Origin of the sequence: Bacillus sp. JJ675 (assembly GCF_036963165.1) — a bacterium.
Classification (GTDB): domain Bacteria; phylum Bacillota; class Bacilli; order Bacillales; family Bacillaceae; genus Bacillus; species Bacillus glycinifermentans.
Map to the genome: position 1 here is coordinate 1 of NZ_JBALMR010000059.1, position 18,064 is coordinate 18,064.

General features: G+C 49.4%; 16 protein-coding genes. 9 read left to right on the plus strand and 7 right to left on the minus strand.

What is annotated here, in order from left to right:
- The first annotated feature begins 74 nt into the window (after positions 1-74).
- Positions 75-1,157 carry a CotH kinase family protein gene (locus tag V7126_RS15695; protein ID WP_046131280.1) on the plus strand — a complete coding sequence of 361 codons (1,083 nt, stop codon included), beginning with the start codon at positions 75-77 and terminating at the stop codon, positions 1,155-1,157.
- Between the two features lie 165 nt (positions 1,158-1,322).
- A complete protein-coding gene (locus V7126_RS15700; protein WP_046131281.1) occupies positions 1,323-1,511 on the plus strand; it encodes an aspartyl-phosphate phosphatase Spo0E family protein in 189 nt (62 codons plus the stop codon).
- Positions 1,512-1,587: 76 nt separating this feature from the next.
- Here the strand turns inward: V7126_RS15700 and V7126_RS15705 are convergent, their stop codons facing one another.
- The gene (locus V7126_RS15705; RefSeq protein WP_046131282.1) at positions 1,588-1,881 is read right to left on the minus strand and encodes a DUF3784 domain-containing protein; all 294 of its coding nucleotides are present in this window, start codon (positions 1,879-1,881) and stop codon (positions 1,588-1,590) included.
- Positions 1,882-2,024: 143 nt separating this feature from the next.
- Between V7126_RS15705 and V7126_RS15710 the strand changes: the two genes are divergently transcribed.
- The 6 genes from V7126_RS15710 to V7126_RS15735 are packed head-to-tail and all read left to right on the plus strand — an operon-like array spanning position 2,025 to position 3,937.
- On the plus strand, positions 2,025-2,246 hold the full coding sequence (locus V7126_RS15710) for a spore germination protein (protein WP_046131283.1): 222 nt from the start codon (positions 2,025-2,027) through the stop codon (positions 2,244-2,246).
- Between the two features lie 11 nt (positions 2,247-2,257).
- Positions 2,258-2,497 carry a spore germination protein GerPB gene (locus V7126_RS15715; RefSeq protein WP_046131284.1) on the plus strand — a complete coding sequence of 80 codons (240 nt, stop codon included), beginning with the start codon at positions 2,258-2,260 and terminating at the stop codon, positions 2,495-2,497.
- Positions 2,494-3,108, plus strand: coding sequence for a spore germination protein GerPC (gene gerPC, locus V7126_RS15720; protein WP_046131285.1), 615 nt, complete (start codon positions 2,494-2,496; stop codon positions 3,106-3,108). The genes V7126_RS15715 and gerPC overlap by 4 nt, the downstream gene beginning before the upstream one ends.
- Positions 3,105-3,281 (plus strand): spore gernimation protein GerPD, encoded by a 177-nt coding sequence (locus V7126_RS15725; protein ID WP_046131286.1) that lies wholly within the window; start codon positions 3,105-3,107, stop codon positions 3,279-3,281. The genes gerPC and V7126_RS15725 overlap by 4 nt, the downstream gene beginning before the upstream one ends.
- Positions 3,281-3,664, plus strand: a complete 384-nt coding sequence (locus tag V7126_RS15730) for a spore germination protein GerPE (RefSeq protein ID WP_046131287.1) — start codon at positions 3,281-3,283, stop codon at positions 3,662-3,664. The genes V7126_RS15725 and V7126_RS15730 overlap by 1 nt, the downstream gene beginning before the upstream one ends.
- Positions 3,665-3,718: 54 nt before the next feature.
- Positions 3,719-3,937 (plus strand): spore germination protein, encoded by a 219-nt coding sequence (locus V7126_RS15735; protein ID WP_046131288.1) that lies wholly within the window; start codon positions 3,719-3,721, stop codon positions 3,935-3,937.
- Between the two features lie 58 nt (positions 3,938-3,995).
- On the opposite strand, the gene sbcC is transcribed toward V7126_RS15735, so the two are convergent.
- From sbcC to modA, 6 genes are all read right to left on the minus strand, one after another.
- Complete coding sequence (sbcC, locus tag V7126_RS15740; RefSeq protein ID WP_335497705.1) at positions 3,996-7,388, minus strand: exonuclease subunit SbcC; 3,393 nt, start codon at positions 7,386-7,388, stop codon at positions 3,996-3,998.
- A complete protein-coding gene (gene sbcD, locus V7126_RS15745) occupies positions 7,385-8,569 on the minus strand; it encodes an exonuclease subunit SbcD (protein ID WP_046131290.1) in 1,185 nt (394 codons plus the stop codon). The genes sbcC and sbcD overlap by 4 nt, the downstream gene beginning before the upstream one ends.
- Positions 8,570-8,636: 67 nt before the next feature.
- Positions 8,637-12,329, minus strand: coding sequence for a helicase-exonuclease AddAB subunit AddA (gene addA / locus V7126_RS15750; RefSeq protein ID WP_046131291.1), 3,693 nt, complete (start codon positions 12,327-12,329; stop codon positions 8,637-8,639).
- On the minus strand, positions 12,316-15,816 hold the full coding sequence (addB, locus tag V7126_RS15755) for a helicase-exonuclease AddAB subunit AddB (RefSeq protein ID WP_335497706.1): 3,501 nt from the start codon (positions 15,814-15,816) through the stop codon (positions 12,316-12,318). Before addB ends, addA begins: the two co-directional genes overlap by 14 nt.
- 108 nt (positions 15,817-15,924) lie before the next feature.
- Positions 15,925-16,581, minus strand: a complete 657-nt coding sequence (gene modB / locus V7126_RS15760; protein ID WP_046131293.1) for a molybdate ABC transporter permease subunit — start codon at positions 16,579-16,581, stop codon at positions 15,925-15,927.
- A gap of 8 nt (positions 16,582-16,589) precedes the next feature.
- On the minus strand, positions 16,590-17,381 hold the full coding sequence (modA, locus tag V7126_RS15765) for a molybdate ABC transporter substrate-binding protein (RefSeq protein ID WP_335497707.1): 792 nt from the start codon (positions 17,379-17,381) through the stop codon (positions 16,590-16,592).
- A 182-nt stretch (positions 17,382-17,563) separates the two neighbouring features.
- Between modA and V7126_RS15770 the strand changes: the two genes are divergently transcribed.
- Positions 17,564-18,016 (plus strand): ferritin-like domain-containing protein, encoded by a 453-nt coding sequence (locus V7126_RS15770; RefSeq protein WP_046131323.1) that lies wholly within the window; start codon positions 17,564-17,566, stop codon positions 18,014-18,016.
- Positions 18,017-18,064: the final 48 nt, after the last annotated feature.

Here is an 18,064-nt window from a genome sequence, read left to right on the forward strand (position 1 = left end):
TTAGGGGAGCATATCACTTCCGGGACAGGCTTTTTCCACATATGATATGTCAGATAAAAAAGGAGGAAATGATCATGAGTGGCACTGCTTTGCCGGCCTTTAGGCTGAACATTGATCAGAGCAGATTAACTGAATTAAAAAAAGACATCTGGAGCGACAAAGCGGTCCCCGGCATGCTACAAACCAGTTCGGCAAACATTCCCGTCTTCGTTTCTTACAGGGGATCGCACACCCGCAAATTGAAAAAAAAATCGTATGACATTCAATATCGCAAGCATTCGAAAAACGGGGAATCCGAATTCCATTTAAACGCCGAATTCAATGATCCTTCCTACATCCGAAACAGGCTCTCCTTTCATTTCTTTGAAAAAATCGGCGTCCTTTCTCCCTCAGCCTCGCACGTGTTCCTTTATATCAACGGAAAAAAAGAAGGGATCTATTTAAAAATCGAATCTGTTGACGATACATTCTTAAAGAAAAGAAATTTGGAAGACGGGGCGATTTACTACGCTGTTGATGACGATGCCAACTTTTCCCTTTTGAGTTCTTTCGATAAGCAGGCAAAGAAAAATCTCCTGCAGGGCTATGAAAGAAAATCGGGTTCGGTGAGGCACGACGATGCGCTCCAGGAGTTTATCTACTTTATCAACACCGCAAAAGACGATGTCTTTGCAAAAGAAATCAAACGATACCTTCATGTCAAACAATATTTGCTATGGCTGATCGGAGCGGTGTGCACGCAAAATTTCGACGCATTTGTTCATAATTACGCCCTGTATTTCAATGAAAAGACGGGATCCTTCCAAATCATCCCCTGGGATTATGATGCGACATGGGGGCGGAACATCAACGGCAAAGAAATGAAGCATGACCGCATTCCGGTGACAGGCTATAACACATTATCCGCGAGGCTGCTGGACATCCCGGCCTTCAAAGCCCAATACTCCATTTTAATGAGGCACATCCTGCAGCACGAATTCACGATCAGCCGGCTCTCGCCTTTTCTGACAAAATGGCATGCCGACCTGACACCTTTCCTTCAGATGGATCCTTACACAACCATCACCTCCGAGCAGCTTGAGGATGAACAAAAACAGATTTTTCAGTATATTGAAAAGAGAAAACGCTTTTTGCTTTTTGAGCTGGCCAGGCTTTAAGACGAAACACACGTCTGCGCCGAAAATTGTCACATTTTTTGTCATATTGGCGAAAAAAATCCTTTTATCACAAAATAGGGTATACTATCAATATCCACTTTTTTATTCCGCTGTAAAAGCTGATTCACCGGCTCAAAATATATGTGAAGGTTGGAGACTGCCATGATGAACAAGAAAATTGAAGCAAAACGGTTAGACTTATTCGAAACCGCTGAAAAATTCGGAATCAATTCAAAAGAAGCGATTCGCTGCAGTCAGGAACTGGACAACTTGCTCAATCAAAAAATGCAGAAACACGAAAACGGCATGCAACCCGAAGACGCTTTTAAAACCCGCGGCCGCCGAACTTCCTAAAAGCCGCCGCCCCGGGCAATACTGCTTTTTTCCGGCAGAGCTGTAACAGCCGCCGGTCTTTTTTTGATGCCATCCTCTAATCAACCAATGTTTTCTGCACATATATGATTGTACAGACACCGTAAGCAAGGATGGCAGGTGGTGTAAACGTCTCTTGATACGGTATATAAACAAAGCCGTTCAACAACAGGAAAAAGCCGCTGTTTAAAAAGAAATATCCGGCTGTTTCAGCGAGTTTATCCTTGTCTCTGATCCTTGACTGCTGAAATCCTCTCAACAGCCACAATTGTTTTTTTATCCCGACAGCGTAGGCCGTAAACATAAAAAGAAATGCCAGCAATAATGAATCATATTGAAGCTCGAAATACATGCTCACTTCCACCCCCCGCAACACGCTTCTGCTTGCTTTTTACGTTTTTTTCAGAAAATAGTTTCACCCTTATCACAAAAGAGCCCAATGAACATAAGATATGGTGTATAGCCCATAAGAATGTTTGTAAAGGGTGTGCTTTCATGCCAGCGATTGTCGGAGCTTTTAAAGTAAATGCCGTAGGTTCAAGCGGGATTGTTCATATCGGGGACTGCATTACGATCTCTCCTTATTCCGAACTTAAAACGTTTGCCGGCGCCGGGAGTTTTGTAACCGGAGACGGAACCGTCATATACAACCAAAACAGCATTACCCGCACAAACGATACCGATCTGATCGATCAGCCGGTCGCAGGAAACCTGTAAGGAGTGAGATCATGAACTTCTATATTAATCAAACGATACAAATCAATTACCTGCGAATAGAAGGGATCAGCAACTCTTCCGTCTTGCAGATCGGGAGCGCCGGTTCTGTTAAAACGCTTTCCAATTTGTACAATACCGGCAGCTATACTGAGGCTGCTCCGCCTGTAACCGGAGAGGTTCCTCAGCCAATCCTTACCCCTCTTGTGGCTCCTACAGGCGCAGGGGTAGTACGCGGAGGTGCAGACTCATGAATCAAATGAATCCTTCTTATTCGCAAAACGCGTATGGAGTTCTGCAGCAGCAGGCCGCACAAATTCAGCAGCTTGAAAGGCAAATGATTGCCATTCAGACAGAGCTCAACAGAATGAAGGAAAATCCGGGAACAAGGATCGACCGGGTTGAATACAAATTTGATCAATTAAAAATCGAACGGTTGGAAGGAACGCTCAACATCGGGCTCAATCCGGCAGAACAGGAGCAGGTGGAGAACTTTCAAATCGGTCAGCAGCCGCCGGAAATCGGGATGCTCCAGCAGGAAATGGACGGCCAGCTCTTGCAGCACGCAAGACTCCTCGTTGATGCTTACTTAAATGAAGAAATTCCGCATCACCTTGAACAGCTGGAGAGCCGTTATGACAGCAAATTGGATGAAACAAACCGGCATCATATCATCGAAGACATCCGAAAACAGATCGACAGCCGTCTCCGCTATTATGCCAAACATTTAAAACCCGGAGAGTTCGGTAATCCGAGAGAGCATGCAGAAAAGCTGGCCGAACACGTAAAACGGGATATCATCCGGGCGATTGAACACTTTCTACAAGCGATACCAGATGAAATGAAAGGAAATGAAAACGAATGAATTTTACTGTTGTAAACCGTTGTTTGGACGTAGGCAACATTAAAATTACCGGGGTTTCAAGTTCATCTGTTTTTTTAATCGGGGATACCGAGTCCATATCATTGTCATCGATTTTTGACACGCCGCCGGAATCTCTCATCGTCGGGCCGATTACGCCTCTGCAGCCGGAATAATGCTGAACAGAACGTCAAAAGTCAAGTTTTTAAAAGTGCAATTTATTGGAACCGGCAGCACGCTTCAAATCGGTGATACACAGGAGTTCTTTGCCAGGGAAAAGGTACTCGCCGTTCAGCGGTATCTTCCCAACTATTTCGGCAATGAAGGCTCATTTAAGCAGGAAGATTTTCAACTTTTCCGGGAACCGGTTCCCCGGCTTCTGCCGGAAACCGGGGTATACTCCGCATTTTATCATGAAAACCCGGTCATCCGTGTCAGGGCGATTAAAGTGCAAAGTATATCTTCTTCTGCAATTGCCCATATCGGCTCGACCGGCCGCATCGACACCGAAACGAGAATCAAGCACATTCGAAACCTGCCTCCGGTCAATTCACAATAGGTAAACGTCCGGCATATACTGTTTCGAGACTTCTATAAAGGGTGTCGATCTATCATGCCAGCAATTGTCGGACCTATCAAGATCAACTCTATCTCAGGCGGAGTCGTAAACTTCGGTGATTCCTTTTACCTTTCTCCAAAAAGCTCTTCAAAATCCGCACTTGGTTCAGGTGCTGGTAATACAGGAGACTTCCTGCTTGTTAACAATGGTTTAAACGCTACGAATTATATAGACCCCGATGTCAGCGACCAGGATGTTGTCGGAAATGCATAAAGAGCCCCATTCGTACAGAAGGAGGCTGCTTTTGGTTTGTGTTTTATAACCGGGCGCGTCAGATCATTTCGAGTGATACGGCGGTTCCCCTGCCGCTCGGCTCTGCCGGGCGGACGATCAGCTTTTTCGGAAGCCTTGCCCTTAGCTCCTGAACATGGCTGATGACACCGACCGACAAATTGTCGGATTGGAGTTTTTCCAATGCCGTAATCACCGTATCCAGCAAATCCTGATCAAGCGTTCCAAAGCCCTCGTCCAAGAAAAAGAATTGGAGCGGGTACTTTCCGCGAAGCTGGATTTGCGCGGATAAAGCAAGTGCCAGCGCAAGCGATGTCAAAAACGTCTCACCGCCGGACAGGCTTGTGACGGGACGCCTGACTCCGCCGTTGGCATCATCCCTCATAACAAAACCGCCCTCTGAATCGACCTCAATCGCATATCTTTGCCTTGTCAGTCCGCCAAGCCTTGCCGATGCGTCCCTTGTGACGCTTTCCAGCTGTTCTTCCGCCAAATATTCAACAAAGCTGTTTCCTTTAAATACAGCCTGAAGTTTATCAAGGCGATCGATATAGGTCTGCCATTCTTTCAAGGAGGCTTCAAGCTCCTTGAATCTGTTATGGTTCTCGCGCATGACATGGAGCGCTTTTACCGCTGCCCCTCTTTCCTCCAGCGCTCTGCCGAATGCTTCTTCGGCCTCAACTTTTCTCTTTTCCGCCTTTTCCCATTCCTCCGCGGTAAGCGACCTGCCTCCGAGCTTTTCCTCAATCCGTTTCATATTTGATTTGAATTGCTTTGTATGATCCCAATACGATTGGATGTCTTTTTTCAAACGTTCAAGCTCTTCCTGCCCGATGAGGTGCTTCTTCACATCTGCGGCATCTTCAAACATTGTGCCTTCCGCTTTCTCCGTCCAGATGCCAGATGCTTTTGCGAGCCTTGCCGCCGCTTCGCGGACTGCGAGCTCACACGCGTTTGTCCGGGCTCGCCATCTGTTGACGCGCGAATCCGTTTCCTTCAGATGCTCATAAAGAACCTGTTCCCGCTCATTCAGCTCTTTCAATTGCGTCTTCACGTCCTCAAGATGTTCATCGATGGCAGCTGCGTGAGGGTAATCTTTGAGCTCTTTTTCGTATTCGCCGATTTCCTTTTTCAGCCCTTCGATCACATAATGGAGGTCGAGCTGCTCTTTATCGAGGGTAAACAAGCGCTCTGTCAGTTCCCCTTTTTGCTGTTCCTGCTCTTTGAGAAAACCGACGCTCTTTTCGATCCTTTTTTCGTAATCTTCGGCCGCAAGATCTTTTTCTTCGATCGATTTTTGCCATGTTTCGGCCTGCTCATACGAGAGGCCGTCAAATTGTTCGCCGAAACTTGTTTCCATTTCGCTCAATGAAGCGCTGAGCTCCTTGACGCCCGTTTCCAGGCGTTCCTTCTCTTTTTCTTCGTAGCCGATCCGCTCGCGAATTTGTTCGCGTTTTTTGGCGGTTTCCTTGTATGCGCTAAGAAGCTTTGGCATGCGGCTTTTAATGTCTGTCAGATCCTGCCTGATCCCCCTCCACTCAAAACCGATTCGGCGGAAGCGCTCAGGTGTAGACGATTCTTCTAATGAAGCGGCAGTTTCCGGCAATTGAGGTTCGTTTTTCGTTAAAAACGGGCATTCATTGATAAGATGGTCTGACTGCTGTTCAAGCGCCACTTTAGCAGAAAGAAACTCCTGAGCCAGTTCGGCAGCTTCTTGGATGATGTTTTCAGCTTCCCGCAACGCTTCTTCCGTTTCTTTGAAAGACACGCTCTCTCCATTGAAATGGGCGGGTTTTTCATGCAGGATGGACCCGCAGACCGGGCAGGGCTCTCCTTTTTTGAGCTGCTTTGCCAATTCCTTTGTCAGCTCTTCCGTTTTTGCAGCCTCCCGTTTCGCCGATAGTTCATCCCTCTTTTTGGCGGCGAGATTGACGGTTTCAGAGAGGGCGCGTTCGACATCGCAGACCATTGCATAAGCCCGTTCGACCGCGGAAAAGCCAGCCTGAATATGCTCTTCTTCGGCCTTGATGCTGCGCTTGATTTGCTCCTCTTCTTTATGAAGCCGGCTGAGCACGTCCTTCTGCTTGTACAGACGCTCCTGTTCTCTTTCGGTTTCCTGTTTCCGCTGTTTAATTTGAAATGCAAGCTGATTGGCGGTTTGACAGTTTTTTCGTTCAACGCTTGACACCTGAACGGCTTTCAGTTCCGCTTTTAGCTGATTTTGCCTCGTCATCCCCCGCTCCAGCAGGCTTTTTACCTTTTGAAGCTCATCTGTCGCACGCTTGATTTCGTCTTCCTTTAAGGCCTTCTCGCTCAGTTTCCGATCGGCCTCCCGTTGGACGGCAAGCCGTTTTTTTTCGATTTCCTTCAGGGCTGTGAGCTGCTCTTCCTGCTTCAACAGCTCCGGCTCTTTTTCTTTTTTGCCGTTTCTGAAGTTTCCGTATTCGTGCTGCGCTTTCTCATAGAGGGCTTCATACGTTTGCAGCTCTTTGCGCGCCTGTTTTTCCTCCTCTTCGGCGCGCGCTGCGTCTTCTTTGGCATCAAGATACGCATCCGCGTACGGTTTTAGCGTGTTTGCCGTTTCGGCGAGCGTGAGGCGTCTTTCCTTTTCGGCAATCGCGTCCTTGTGTGCAAGGAGCTCTTCTTCTTCTCTGAGATAGCCTTCTTTTTCCTTTTGCAGATTCCAAATCTCCTGGCATTCGGTAAAATGCCGGGCGCTGCTGTCCCGTTCGATGCGTTTTTTCTCTAACGTTTGCTCAGCTTCCCCGAGATGCTTTTCCGCGCGTTTTAACGCCTCTTTATCGGCATCTCCGAGTCCGGCTTGCTCGGCGAGCATTTCATTCTTTTTCGCATACGCCGCCTGCGCCTGTTTTTTGAGCTTTTTCACGAGCCGGTCGCCGTACTGCTCAAGATTGAAGAGGCGCTGAAGCATTTGCCTCCTGTCCGCTCCTTTTAAAGAAAGGAACTCGGCGAATTTCCCTTGCGGCAACACGACCGCCCTCGTAAAATCATCGATCGTTAAGCCGAGCAGCTCTTCGACTTTGCGGTTGACTTCACTTGCTTTATCAGCCAAAACGGTTTGTTCTTCTTTCATTTCGATAAAGCGGCATATGGACGTTTTCACTTTCACGTCATCCGTTCGTTTAAACACCCGCTCCACCTTATATGCCGTCTCATGGCCGGTTTGCAGCTTAAACGTGAAAGACACGGCAAGCTCATCCTCAGCATGGTTTAAAATGCCGTGTGTATTGTTCGAGGCCCGCTCCACTTTTCCGTAAAGCGCCAGCGTCATGGCGTCCAAAATCGACGATTTTCCGCTCCCGGTCGGCCCGAATATGCCGAATACGCCGGAATCGCACAGGCTTTCAAAATCAATGACCTGTTCTTCCCTGAAGCTGTGCAGCCCCTTGATGGACAGGGAAATCGGCTTCATGAGTCATCCCCCTCTTCCAGTTTCGCTGTTGATGCAAGCTCTAAAAACAATTTTACGGTTTCTTCATCCGGAACCGCTCCGCCGGTCTGCCTTTCGTAAAACGCGATAAACCTTTCTTCAATCGGGACCTGCCGCGACTGAACCGTTTGGTCGGCAGACGGCGGAATGTCTTGAAACACCGGCCGGATGTGGATGATTCCCTGATGCGCTTTTCTCAAACGGTGAATCTCTTCAATGGAGAGCTGGTCTGTCAAATGGATTTCGAGATCGATCCACGCGTTTTTGTCGCGCTCTTCTTCAAGCCAGCTGTACACCTGTGAGATGCCTTCCGTTGCCTTCCATTTCACAAGCGGCTTTCCGCTCGACAGGAAAATCTCATTGGCTGCCGCCGGCCCGCCAGGAGCAGCTTCCACAACCGTGACCGATTTGGCATAGCTTGCTTCTGAAAAGCTGTAGGCGAGCGGTGAACCGGAATATCTTGCAAGTGTGCGGGCACGTTTTATCGTTTGCGGACGGTGGAGATGGCCGAGTGCCACATATGCGGCGCCTTCAGGCAGGCTTTCCGCCGCCACCGTATACGCGCCGCCGACTTCGATCGGCCGCTCTGAATCAGTCTGGCTGCCGCCTGCCACATAAATGTGGCTCGCCGCGATCTGAACGGCGCCTTTTTTAAACTTTCGGCTCATATGCTGAAAGGTCTGTTTAATTTTTTCGTCATACCGATCGCGGAGCAGCTTTTCATCAAACGTATCAGACAGCACTTCATTCAGCCTTGATTCTGATGGATAGGCAAGCGCCGCAATGGAAAGGATTTCTCCTGAAGAAGGGACTTCTATGTCAATGGGCTCGGCTTTTGGATATCCGATCAGATAGATGCCGTGGTCAGTCGTTAACGGTGACGCGGCCGAAAGGCGGTCGGGATTGTCATGGTTTCCTGCGATCACGACCACCGGGCGCGTTCCTTTATCAGACAAGGCGGAGAGGCTTTCATAAAAAAGCTGTTCGGCAAGAGCCGGCGGGTTTACAGTGTCAAAAGCGTCTCCCGCCATGACAACGGCATCGATATTCTCGTCTTTTACGATCCGGGCGAGCTCATCTAGAAAATCCTCCTGCTCCTTCAATCGGCTTCTTCCTTCAAGCGTTTTTCCCAAATGCCAGTCAGCCGTATGTAAAATTCTCAAATCTCTGTCACCTCTCTTTTTATCAAAACTTCCCCCGCTCGGAAAGCTGGGGGAAGGTAACCATTCATCAAAACAGGATCACGTGCCCGCCGTCGAAAAAGTAAAGAGCCTTTCCTCTCAGAGGCGTCTTAAGCATCGTTTCGACAGCCCGGGCGTAAAGGTTGATCTGCGTCTCGTAGCGTTTTCGTAAAATCGGCTCCGCTCCTTCAAAGCCGTTTTGAAATTTGCCGTGTATCCGGTCGGTTTTGTAGTCAAGCAAATAAAAGCCGTCATCGGTTTCGAACAAGCAGTCGATAATCCCTTGAATTAAGACGGGGTCATCGGCAGTCTTGAAGCCTGGATAAACCTCTCGTGCAGGCAGCGTCATGTTGAAGGGCACTTCCCGCTCAACCCGGCGGGCGCCAAGCAGTTTTCCGCCTATATCCGTATCAAAAAACGCGAGAATGTCATCTTCTTCGATAGCTGCGCGTTGCTCTTCCGTTAGAAGCTCTTTTTCGATAAGCATGTCCAGCAGACGGCCGAGCTCATCCTTTTCGGGGACGCGAGTGAGCGGAAGATGCTGCATGACTGTATGCATTGCCGTTCCCCGCTCAGCGGCGGTCAGCCCTTTTGCCATCATGAAAGAGGGTCTTCTGAACAGCAAAGTTTCATTTGCCGGACGAATCAATGAACGGTCGCCGTACTCATCCTCGTACTCCTTCTGTCTCTTGATTTCGGAGACAGACTGTTTTGTGCGGACCTGTGACGCATCCCGGAAAGGATACGACCATGTCAGCCGTTCGCGGACTTCTTTTTCATAATCGAAAGCCCCATCGATCGGCAGCCCTTTTTTTACCAGTGACAGCCGTTCGTGTTTTTCTTCTTCAGTCTGCGCTCTATCTTCGGCCTGCAGCTCTCCTGCTGATATCCAGCTGATCGTAAAACGGGACGGATGCTGACGGATGTCATCATTCGGCAAATTCAGATCACCGTCTGCCATATCCCTGTGCCGCATTAAAGCTGGGCCGATAAAATCGAGATACGATTTCGCCTGAAAGCGTTCGAAATCAGGAAGCAGCCATTCGGCATGGGAGGCGGAGGTCCGCCATTTTGCCAAAAGCTTGTCCTTGTCTTTCGCCGTTCCGACCAAAAAGAGTTTTTCCTTTGCACGGGTGAGAGCGACATACAAGACGCGGAGCTCTTCTGATAAAAGCTCGCGCCGCATTTTTTTCTTCATCGCCACAAGCGGCAGCGTCGGATAGCTGATGCGCCATTTCGGATGGATAAATTTCGTCCCGAACCCGAGCTCTTTATCAAGCAGATACGATTTGTTGAGATCCATCATATTGAAATTCCGGCCGAGGCCCGCCGTGAATACGACGGGAAATTCAAGGCCTTTGCTCGAATGGATCGTCATCAGGCGGACGACGTCTTCCTGTTCGCTCAAAGCCCGCGCCGTTCCGAGGTCATCGCCCCGCTCCTGCATCCGTTCAATAAATCGCAAAAAGCGGAACAATCCGCGGAAGGAGGTCGATTCGTACGATCTCGCCCTGTCATAGAGCGCGCGCAAATTGGCTTGCCGCTGCTTTCCGCCCGGCATTCCGCCGACATAATCGATATATTTCGTATCGCGGTAAACTTCCCATATCAGCTCTGCCACGGAATGGTTTTTTGCGTATGCCCTCCACTTCTTCAGGAACCCGTCAAAGCGGGCAAGCTTTTCATAAAGCGGATCATCCCTGTCCGCTGACGCCATATACGCCTTCAGCGCTTCATAGAACGGCGCTTTTTTATCCCGGATTCTGATCAGGGACAGTTCGTTTTCATCAAGGCCGACAATCGGTGACCTGAGGACGGATGCAAGCGGAATATCCTGGTAGGCATTGTCGATGACTTTAAGCAGTGAAAGCGTAACGGCTACTTCTGTCGCTTCGAAATATCCGGTTGACAGATTCGCGTATACCGGAATCCCCTGCTGCTTGAACTCGTCCATGAATTGCGGCGCCCACGGCATGGAGCGCAGCAAAATCACGATGTCGCGGTACTGGATGTTTCTTGTCGTTTTCGTTTTGCCGTCATACACTTGAAATTTGCCGGAAATCAGCTCTCTGACCCGTCCGGCGACAGCCCTTGCCTCAAGCTGAACCGTTTCAAGCTCTTCTGCCTCTTCATCAGCCGCATCTTCCCCATTTTCAATGATCAGCACCTCTGTTTTTGTGCTCTCATTGGGAGGATACGATGCGCCGAGCTTTAATTCGGCTTGTTCGTCATAGACAACCTCGCCGACCTTCTCCCCCATCAGCTGTTTAAACAAAAAATTGGTGCTATCCAAAATGTCGGACCGGCTTCTGAAGTTTTTGTTCAAATCGATTTTCTGTCCGGCGCCTGAACCGTCATCTGTGAACCGCTTGTATTTCGAAAGAAACAAAAGCGGCTCAGCCAGCCGGAAACGGTAGATCGACTGCTTGACATCGCCCACCATAAAAAGGTTTCCTTCGTGCTCCTCCTTGGCGACAAGCTTTAAAATCGCCTCCTGTACAAGGTTTGTATCCTGATACTCATCGACGAGCACTTCGTGGAACAAGTGCCGGTAATAGGCCGCAGCTTCGCTCGGCTCCGTTGTCCCGCCTTCGTTTTTCTTTGTCAAAATCGCCAGGCAGTCGTGCTCAAGATCGGAGAAGTCGACGATGGCTTTTTCTTTCTTCGCCGCTCTATAGCGTCTGCCGAACTCTGCGACGAGCTGGACAAGCGTCCTGATGACGGGCTTCATCTCCTTCAAACTCTCCAAATGCTGCTCCGGCGTTCGGGTGAAATAGTCGCCTTTCAGCTTTTCAAGCATTTTTTTTGCACTGTTCCGAAGGTCTGTCGCTTCGTCGATTAAAGACGGATCGAAATCATCCCCTTTGCACGGTTTGGCCCGCTGAAACGAAACAGCCGGCACAAGCTCATAAAGGGCCTCAAAATCATCCTGATGCTCAAGCAGCTTGTCGATCTGCGCCAAATCGTCGAGAAAGTTTTCAGCGCGCGGAGCCGGCCCCCCCGGCCGTTTTGTCAGCTCAAGCGCGCGGGTCAGCTTTTCCCGCACACTGTTCAACACAAGCGCGATATCTTCCCTGATGTAGGAATAAAACGGCAGCGACTCGATCTTCGCGCCGGGATCTGCGTCGTACAGGTTCATAAATTTTTCAAGCCACGCTTCCGGGTCGGGATGTGAGCGGGAAAACTCGTAAACCCGTTTGATAAGGTACTGCAAATCGAGATCGTGGCGGTCTGTCGTATATCTGTCCACCAGCTCAAAAAAAGCCGGGTCGCCTTTTTGATATTCTTCTTCAAACAGCTCGTCAAGGACCTCATCGCCGAGCAGCTCGCCTTCTGTCTGATCGGCGATCCGAAAAGCCGGATCAACGTCGATCATATAATAATACTTGCGGACGACCTGAAGACAAAAAGAATGCAATGTCGAAATGCTCGCCCTGTTCAGCAAGGAAAGCTGCCTGCGCAAATGAAGGGAGCCGGGGTTTTCGGCGAGCTTTTTCTCAAGCGCTTCACCGATCCGGTGTTTCATCTCCGCCGCCGATGCATTCGTAAAGGTGACGACGAGCAGCCGGTCGACATCGATCGGATTTTCCTCTGCCGTAATCTTTCGGATGATCCGCTCGACAAGGACGGCCGTTTTTCCGGAGCCCGCCGCAGCGGCGACCAAAATATCCCGGCCGGATGAGACGATCGCTTTCCATTGGTCGTCCGTCCATGTGCTGTTTTTCGGCTTAGCCGTTTCCATCTGCCTCATCCTCCTTTTTCAGCCATTCCAATATGACATTGTCTTTTTCCGGCTTCAATACGCGATATTCATTCTCTTCAAGCGATTCGTCAAACTGGCAGAAAGATTTGAAAGCGCAGTATGTGCAAGGGGTTCTGTCCTTTAATTTATAAGGCTCGATCGACACATTGCCGTCTGTAATCTCCTCGCCTGCTTTTTGAAACGTCCGGCGGACGTGGCGCCTTAACAAATGAAAGTCATCTTCCGTGACAACATCCGAATCCGAACGCAGAGAACCGTCCTTCTTCAAGCCGGCGCTGATGATGTCGGACCTGCCCTGTTCAAGGGCGGTGTCCATCAGCTTGATCGCTTCCCGGTCCCCTAACAGGAGCCCTTTCATCTTAAACTTCTTGAATATTTCCTTTTCGATCTCATCAAGGCTGAGCGGCACGGAGGCCTGAATCATCGGGTCGTGCACGTGAAAATAAAGAACCCCGGCCGGCGATGCCTTCATCCCGAGCCATTCGGCCGAATACGTGATCGACAAATCGAGGTATGTCAGCATCTGCAGGGCTAGGCCGTAGTACACTTCGGCTAAGTCGAGGCCTTTATCGCTCGATTTGTAATCGACGATTCGAAGCAGCAGACCTTTTGAGCTTTCGGCTTTATCGACCCTGTCAATCCGGCCGACAAGCTCCATTGTGCACCCGTTCTTAAGGGTGAACCGCATCGGAGGAAGCGGTCCGTTGCCGCCGAATCCCAGCTCCAGCCCGACGGGAGCAAATCCGCTCGCTTTTGCATGCTCGCTTAAAATGCCGGACACCCTTGCAATGATTTTTTGCAGCTTTTGCTTGACATAGTGGTGGCGGTTCGAACTGAGCAATATCTCTTTTTGCAGCCTTGGCGCAAGCCGCTCCACGGCATCGCTCGACAATGTATCGCATTGCTCCTTCGTCAGATCCCGCCAATCAAGCTTCAGTTCATGAAGTCGGTCTGAAATCAGCTTCAGCGCGGAATGAAACAGCTGGCCGATATCAGGCGCTTCAAGCTTGAAAAATTGGCGTTCCTTCAGCTTTAAGCCGTGGGAAGCAAAATGGGAGAACGGACAGGCTTTATACGTCTCCATCCGCGACACGCTCCCCTGGATGTTCTCTCCGTACAAATCCCGGCTCACGCGCTCGGTGAGCCTGTGCACCTTGTTCCGGAAAAACAAGCTGGACAGAATATTTTTCGAAAAGCCGCGGTCCGGCTCATCCATCAAAAAGTTGTATGTGCTCCACCAGACATCACTGATTGCATACTGCCTCGCCCATATACCAAGCTGTCCTGTCAAATAGCTTAACGCCGTGCTTTTATTGACGAGAAATTCGAGCTGTTCTTCATCGTCAAGCTGTTCCGGTTCATTGACAAGCACCTTTTCTCCGCTACTTGGAAACAGCTCGTCCAATCGTTTCACAACAGTTGAAGGAAGCAGCGTCTTTCCTTCGGCATCCGCGATCGGATATGAAACATAAAGCTTGTCTGACGGGCTTGAGAGCGCCATATAGATCAGAAAATGCTCGTCAAGCAGCTGCTCTCTGCCCGTTGCTGCAAGCTGGACACCGTTTCGTCTCAGCCACTCTCTGTCGTCATCTGTCAAAACCCCGTCATCTGCCGGCCTTGCGGGAAGAATGCCGTCGTTCACCCCGATGAGGAACGTGCATTTCGTCCCGTACATTCTAGATAAATCCATATTCCCGATAAATACTTGATCAAGAGCGGGCGGAATCAGCGAGAATGTTAAAGACTCCAAACCGGTTTCGACCATTTGCTGAAACAAGGAAAACGATATGCGCTCGTCTCCCATCATTTCCACAAACTCGTCCAGCAATTGAATAACTGCGTCCCATACTTGATCATGCTGTCTTGATTCCGCGATCCGGCCGCTTTCTTCGGCAAGCTGCCGTTCCTGTTCCAGCTTCATCGGAACGTCCGCTTCTTCCAGATAAAGATAAACGGCTTCAGCCATTTCCCTGACTGATCCCGCTTTTTTCAAGCGTTTTTGCAGCCGGTGGACTGGCGGTACGATCCAGCTCCTTAAGTCATTGAGCATATTTTCTGTCTCAATCTCCCGGTCGGTCTTGGCAAAGTCGTCATCCAATGAGGCGTATCTGCGGTATGTAAACGGGTCTTTGCTCGTCCATCTCTCGCCTTTAATCCCATAGGCAATGCAATAGTTTTCGAGCTGGTCGATCTGATCCCGCACCCGCTCCCTCGGCTCATCCATCGGGAATAAAAGCTCTGTTTTGATGCAGCGGAACACCGCTTCATATCGCCAGTTGCTTTTGATGATATCAAGGGTTGAACGGATCAGTTCGATCAGCGGATGATTCTGCATGGACTCTTTTCCGTCTATGAAAAAAGAAAGTTCGTAATCCGTAAACACTTCTTTTATCGTATCTTTATAATCTTCGAGATTGCGGGCGATGACCGCGATATCTTTCAGCCTGAATCTGCCGCTATGCACCAGGGAATGAATTTCCCTCGCGATCCCTTCGATTTCGGTTCTCCGGTTTGCCGCCTGCATGAGGCAAAAAGACTCCGATGTTCCCGTATACGGTTTTGCCGGCCGTTCATCAAACTGCCGTTCCAAGTGTTCAAGTTCAGGGGCATGGCTGTGCCGTTTCGCCCCTTCCATCCGGACCTCTGACAAGTCGAGGCCGAGCTCCCGCGCCTTTTGGCAAAGATCGAAATACGCCTTTCCCGTCATCCGGAACAGATGCAGATCATGCGGTGCATGGTGGGCGAAAGGCTCGTCCACAGTCAAAGAAAACGTAATCTCCCGGGAATGCGCCATCAGCTGTTCAAGAACGCGCATCTCCTGCGGGGTGAATTGATGAAAACCGTCCACATAAATCGAAGCGTCCCTGATCTCTGCGGCGTGCGGAATCTGCTCCGCCAAAAGCGTCAAATAATCTTCTGACTGAACGTATTGATGCTCGAGAGCTTCTTCCATCCTGCTGTATAAAATGTAGAGGTCATGGAGCTTGTCGGAAAGAATCCGTTCCTCCTCATATTCCGATGCCCCGCTTCCCTGCATGATCTCGCGAATGCCCTCAGGCGGCAGGCAGTGCCGTTTAAACTCGGTCAGCATCCGTTCGACCTGCTCCGTAAATCCGCTTTTATCGCTTGCATTCTGGTAAACTTTAAACTCGCTCTTATGCTCTTCGATCAATTTGCGAAGCAGCATTTGAATGCCCGTCCCCGTCAGAAACGGACGATTCATCCCTCCCGTATGCTGGAGGATTCGCCAGGCAAGCCTTGAAAAACTGTAAACCTGGGCGCGGATCGTCCCGCCCAAATCGGGAGTTTTACTAAGCTCATATTCCATTAAAAACGTCATCTGATCCGGGACTAGAAAAATGATCGGTTTCCCGAGCGGGTCATGGCGAAGCTTTTCTCTGATGTCATCCAAGATGAAGGTCGTTTTCCCACTCCCGGACCTGCCTGATAAAAAGACTGCTCCCATTACGTCCGTCTCCTTTCTTTGTTCATTTCCTTTCTATTCTATCGAATCATCGCCAAAATAACCATTCTGCAAAACTGGAAAAAACCGTATGAGAACTGTCCCATACGGCTATTTTTGTTTAAACTGCACAAAAAACAGCATGAAGAACGAGATAACCGCAATCGAGGCGACCCACAGCCACGCCAGCGTCATATTCCCCGAATCAATCGACAAATAGATCGCCGTTGGAACCGTCTCCGTCACACCCGGAATAATCCCGGCAAACATCAGCGTCGCGCCAAATTCGCCGAGCGCCCTGGCAAAGCTGAGAACGCTCCCTGTCATCACTGCATTTGACGCCATTGGAAGGGTGACGAATAAAAACACCTGCCATTCTTTTGCACCGTCAACTCTTGCGGCATCTTCGATCTCCCGGTCAACACCCAAAAAGCCCGCCTTCGCCGACTGGTACATTAGCGGAAAAGCAACGACAGCCGCCGCGATCACCGCCGCCCACCAGGTAAATATAACAGGCGCATGGAACACGTGTTCAATCAGGCGGCCGATCACGCTCTGTCTTCCGAATATGACGATTAAAAAGAATCCGACGACAGTCGGCGGAAGGACAAGCGGCAGCATCAAGACCGTCTCGACGACGGATTTGCCTTTAAATCGCTTACGCGCCATTAATCTTGCCGCAGCAGTGCCAAACAGGACGGCGATGATCCCAGCCGCAATCGTCACTTGGACAGAAATCTTGATCGGGGAAAGAAATTCCTCAAGCATCCCGGCGATCAGCCTTTCTTAAACCCGTACTTTTCCATTTTTTTAACGGACTCGTCGCTTTGCAAAAATTTGTAGAACTGCTCAGCCTGCTCTCTATGCTTCGTATTTTTTACGATTCCGAGCGGATAAACGATCGGAGTGTGAAGATCAGAAGCGGCGGTTTCTACTACCTTCACCTGATCGGAGGTAAGCGCATCCGTCCGGTAGACGGCGCCTGCATCCGCATTGCCAGTTTCAACATAGGAAAGCACTTGTCTGACATCTTTTCCGTAAACGATTTTAGATTGAACCTTAGACCACAAATGAAGGCTTGTCAGCGTCTCCTTTGCATATTTTCCGGCGGGAACGGATTCAGGCTTCCCGACCGCAAGCTTATCGACGCCGCTTTTCGTCAGGTCTTCAAAGCTTTTGACCTGCTTGGCTTTCTCTTTCGGAACGATCAGCACCAGCGAATTTTCAAGCAAGTTGACTGAATCGCTTTTTGAAATCAATCCTTGTTCAACCAATCTATCAAATTTGTCTTGTGCAGCCGAAAAAAACAAGTCGGCCGGAGCTCCCTGTTCGATCTGTTGCTGAAGGGCCCCTGATGAACCGAAGTTAAACTTGACGGTGACATTCGGATGATCCTTCTTATATTCAGACGAAAGCTCCGTCAATACATCTTTCAGGCTCGCAGCCGCGGAAACGGTCAGCTGAACGTCTTCAGACTGATCTTTCCCTGAAGCATCCTTTCCGGCCTGACAGCCGAAAAGCGCAAATGCCAAAAGCATCGTCATTACCAGTAAAAGCGTCTTTTTCATCAATTTCACTCCAATTTGAGGTATGTACTTTGGCGCTAACAACCATTTTACGTCAAACTTCATGTTTTTAAAATAGATTCGGGAGATGTGACATAATTGACACTTTTTTCGGCAAACACGTGCAGCGGTTTCCGCTCATATACTGGCAAGGCAAGACGCTAAAAAAAAGCGAGGTGAGCATGATGTGGCACGTTCAGACGTTTTATCCCGTCAGACAGCACGACAGGCTGATCAAGGATATCGAAAAGGCGGTAAACGGAGAGCACAGCGCAGTTATTTGTTATCAAAAACTCGCGCAAATGGCGGCAACTCCCGATATAAAAAAGCAGATATTGGAGATCAGGCAGGACGAAATCCGCCATTTCAATACATTTATCAATCTTTTCATGTCCATAGCCGGCAGAAAACCGGATATCAAAATAACGGAGCCATGCCCTGATCAATACAAAACGGGCTTGGAATTCGCATTTAAAGACGAACAGGAAACGGTCGATTTCTATTTGAACATTGCCGACTATACCCGGGACAAAACGGTAAAACAGGCTTTCAAACGGGCAGCCGCCGATGAGCAAAACCATGCGGTCTGGTTTTTGTATTTTCTGACAAAACAGCCCGCCCGCGACCCTTTTCAATAACTTGATCAATATACCCTTATAGGGTATATTTCAGCTTGTCGACAAAGT

Coding starts and splice junctions, on each gene's coding strand:
- addB (WP_335497706.1), bottom strand. CDS start 15,816: ATGGGAGCAGTCTTTTTATCAGGCAGGTCCGGGAGTGGGAAAACGACC.
- modA (WP_335497707.1), bottom strand. CDS start 17,381: ATGAAAAAGACGCTTTTACTGGTAATGACGATGCTTTTGGCATTTGCG.
- V7126_RS15735 (WP_046131288.1), top strand. CDS start 3,719: ATGCCAGCAATTGTCGGACCTATCAAGATCAACTCTATCTCAGGCGGA.
- gerPC (WP_046131285.1), top strand. CDS start 2,494: ATGAATCAAATGAATCCTTCTTATTCGCAAAACGCGTATGGAGTTCTG.
- V7126_RS15705 (WP_046131282.1), bottom strand. CDS start 1,881: ATGTATTTCGAGCTTCAATATGATTCATTATTGCTGGCATTTCTTTTT.
- V7126_RS15725 (WP_046131286.1), top strand. CDS start 3,105: ATGAATTTTACTGTTGTAAACCGTTGTTTGGACGTAGGCAACATTAAA.
- addA (WP_046131291.1), bottom strand. CDS start 12,329: ATGGAAACGGCTAAGCCGAAAAACAGCACATGGACGGACGACCAATGG.
- V7126_RS15730 (WP_046131287.1), top strand. CDS start 3,281: ATGCTGAACAGAACGTCAAAAGTCAAGTTTTTAAAAGTGCAATTTATT.
- sbcC (WP_335497705.1), bottom strand. CDS start 7,388: ATGAAGCCGATTTCCCTGTCCATCAAGGGGCTGCACAGCTTCAGGGAA.
- V7126_RS15700 (WP_046131281.1), top strand. CDS start 1,323: ATGAACAAGAAAATTGAAGCAAAACGGTTAGACTTATTCGAAACCGCT.
- modB (WP_046131293.1), bottom strand. CDS start 16,581: ATGCTTGAGGAATTTCTTTCCCCGATCAAGATTTCTGTCCAAGTGACG.
- V7126_RS15710 (WP_046131283.1), top strand. CDS start 2,025: ATGCCAGCGATTGTCGGAGCTTTTAAAGTAAATGCCGTAGGTTCAAGC.
- V7126_RS15695 (WP_046131280.1), top strand. CDS start 75: ATGAGTGGCACTGCTTTGCCGGCCTTTAGGCTGAACATTGATCAGAGC.
- V7126_RS15770 (WP_046131323.1), top strand. CDS start 17,564: ATGTGGCACGTTCAGACGTTTTATCCCGTCAGACAGCACGACAGGCTG.
- V7126_RS15715 (WP_046131284.1), top strand. CDS start 2,258: ATGAACTTCTATATTAATCAAACGATACAAATCAATTACCTGCGAATA.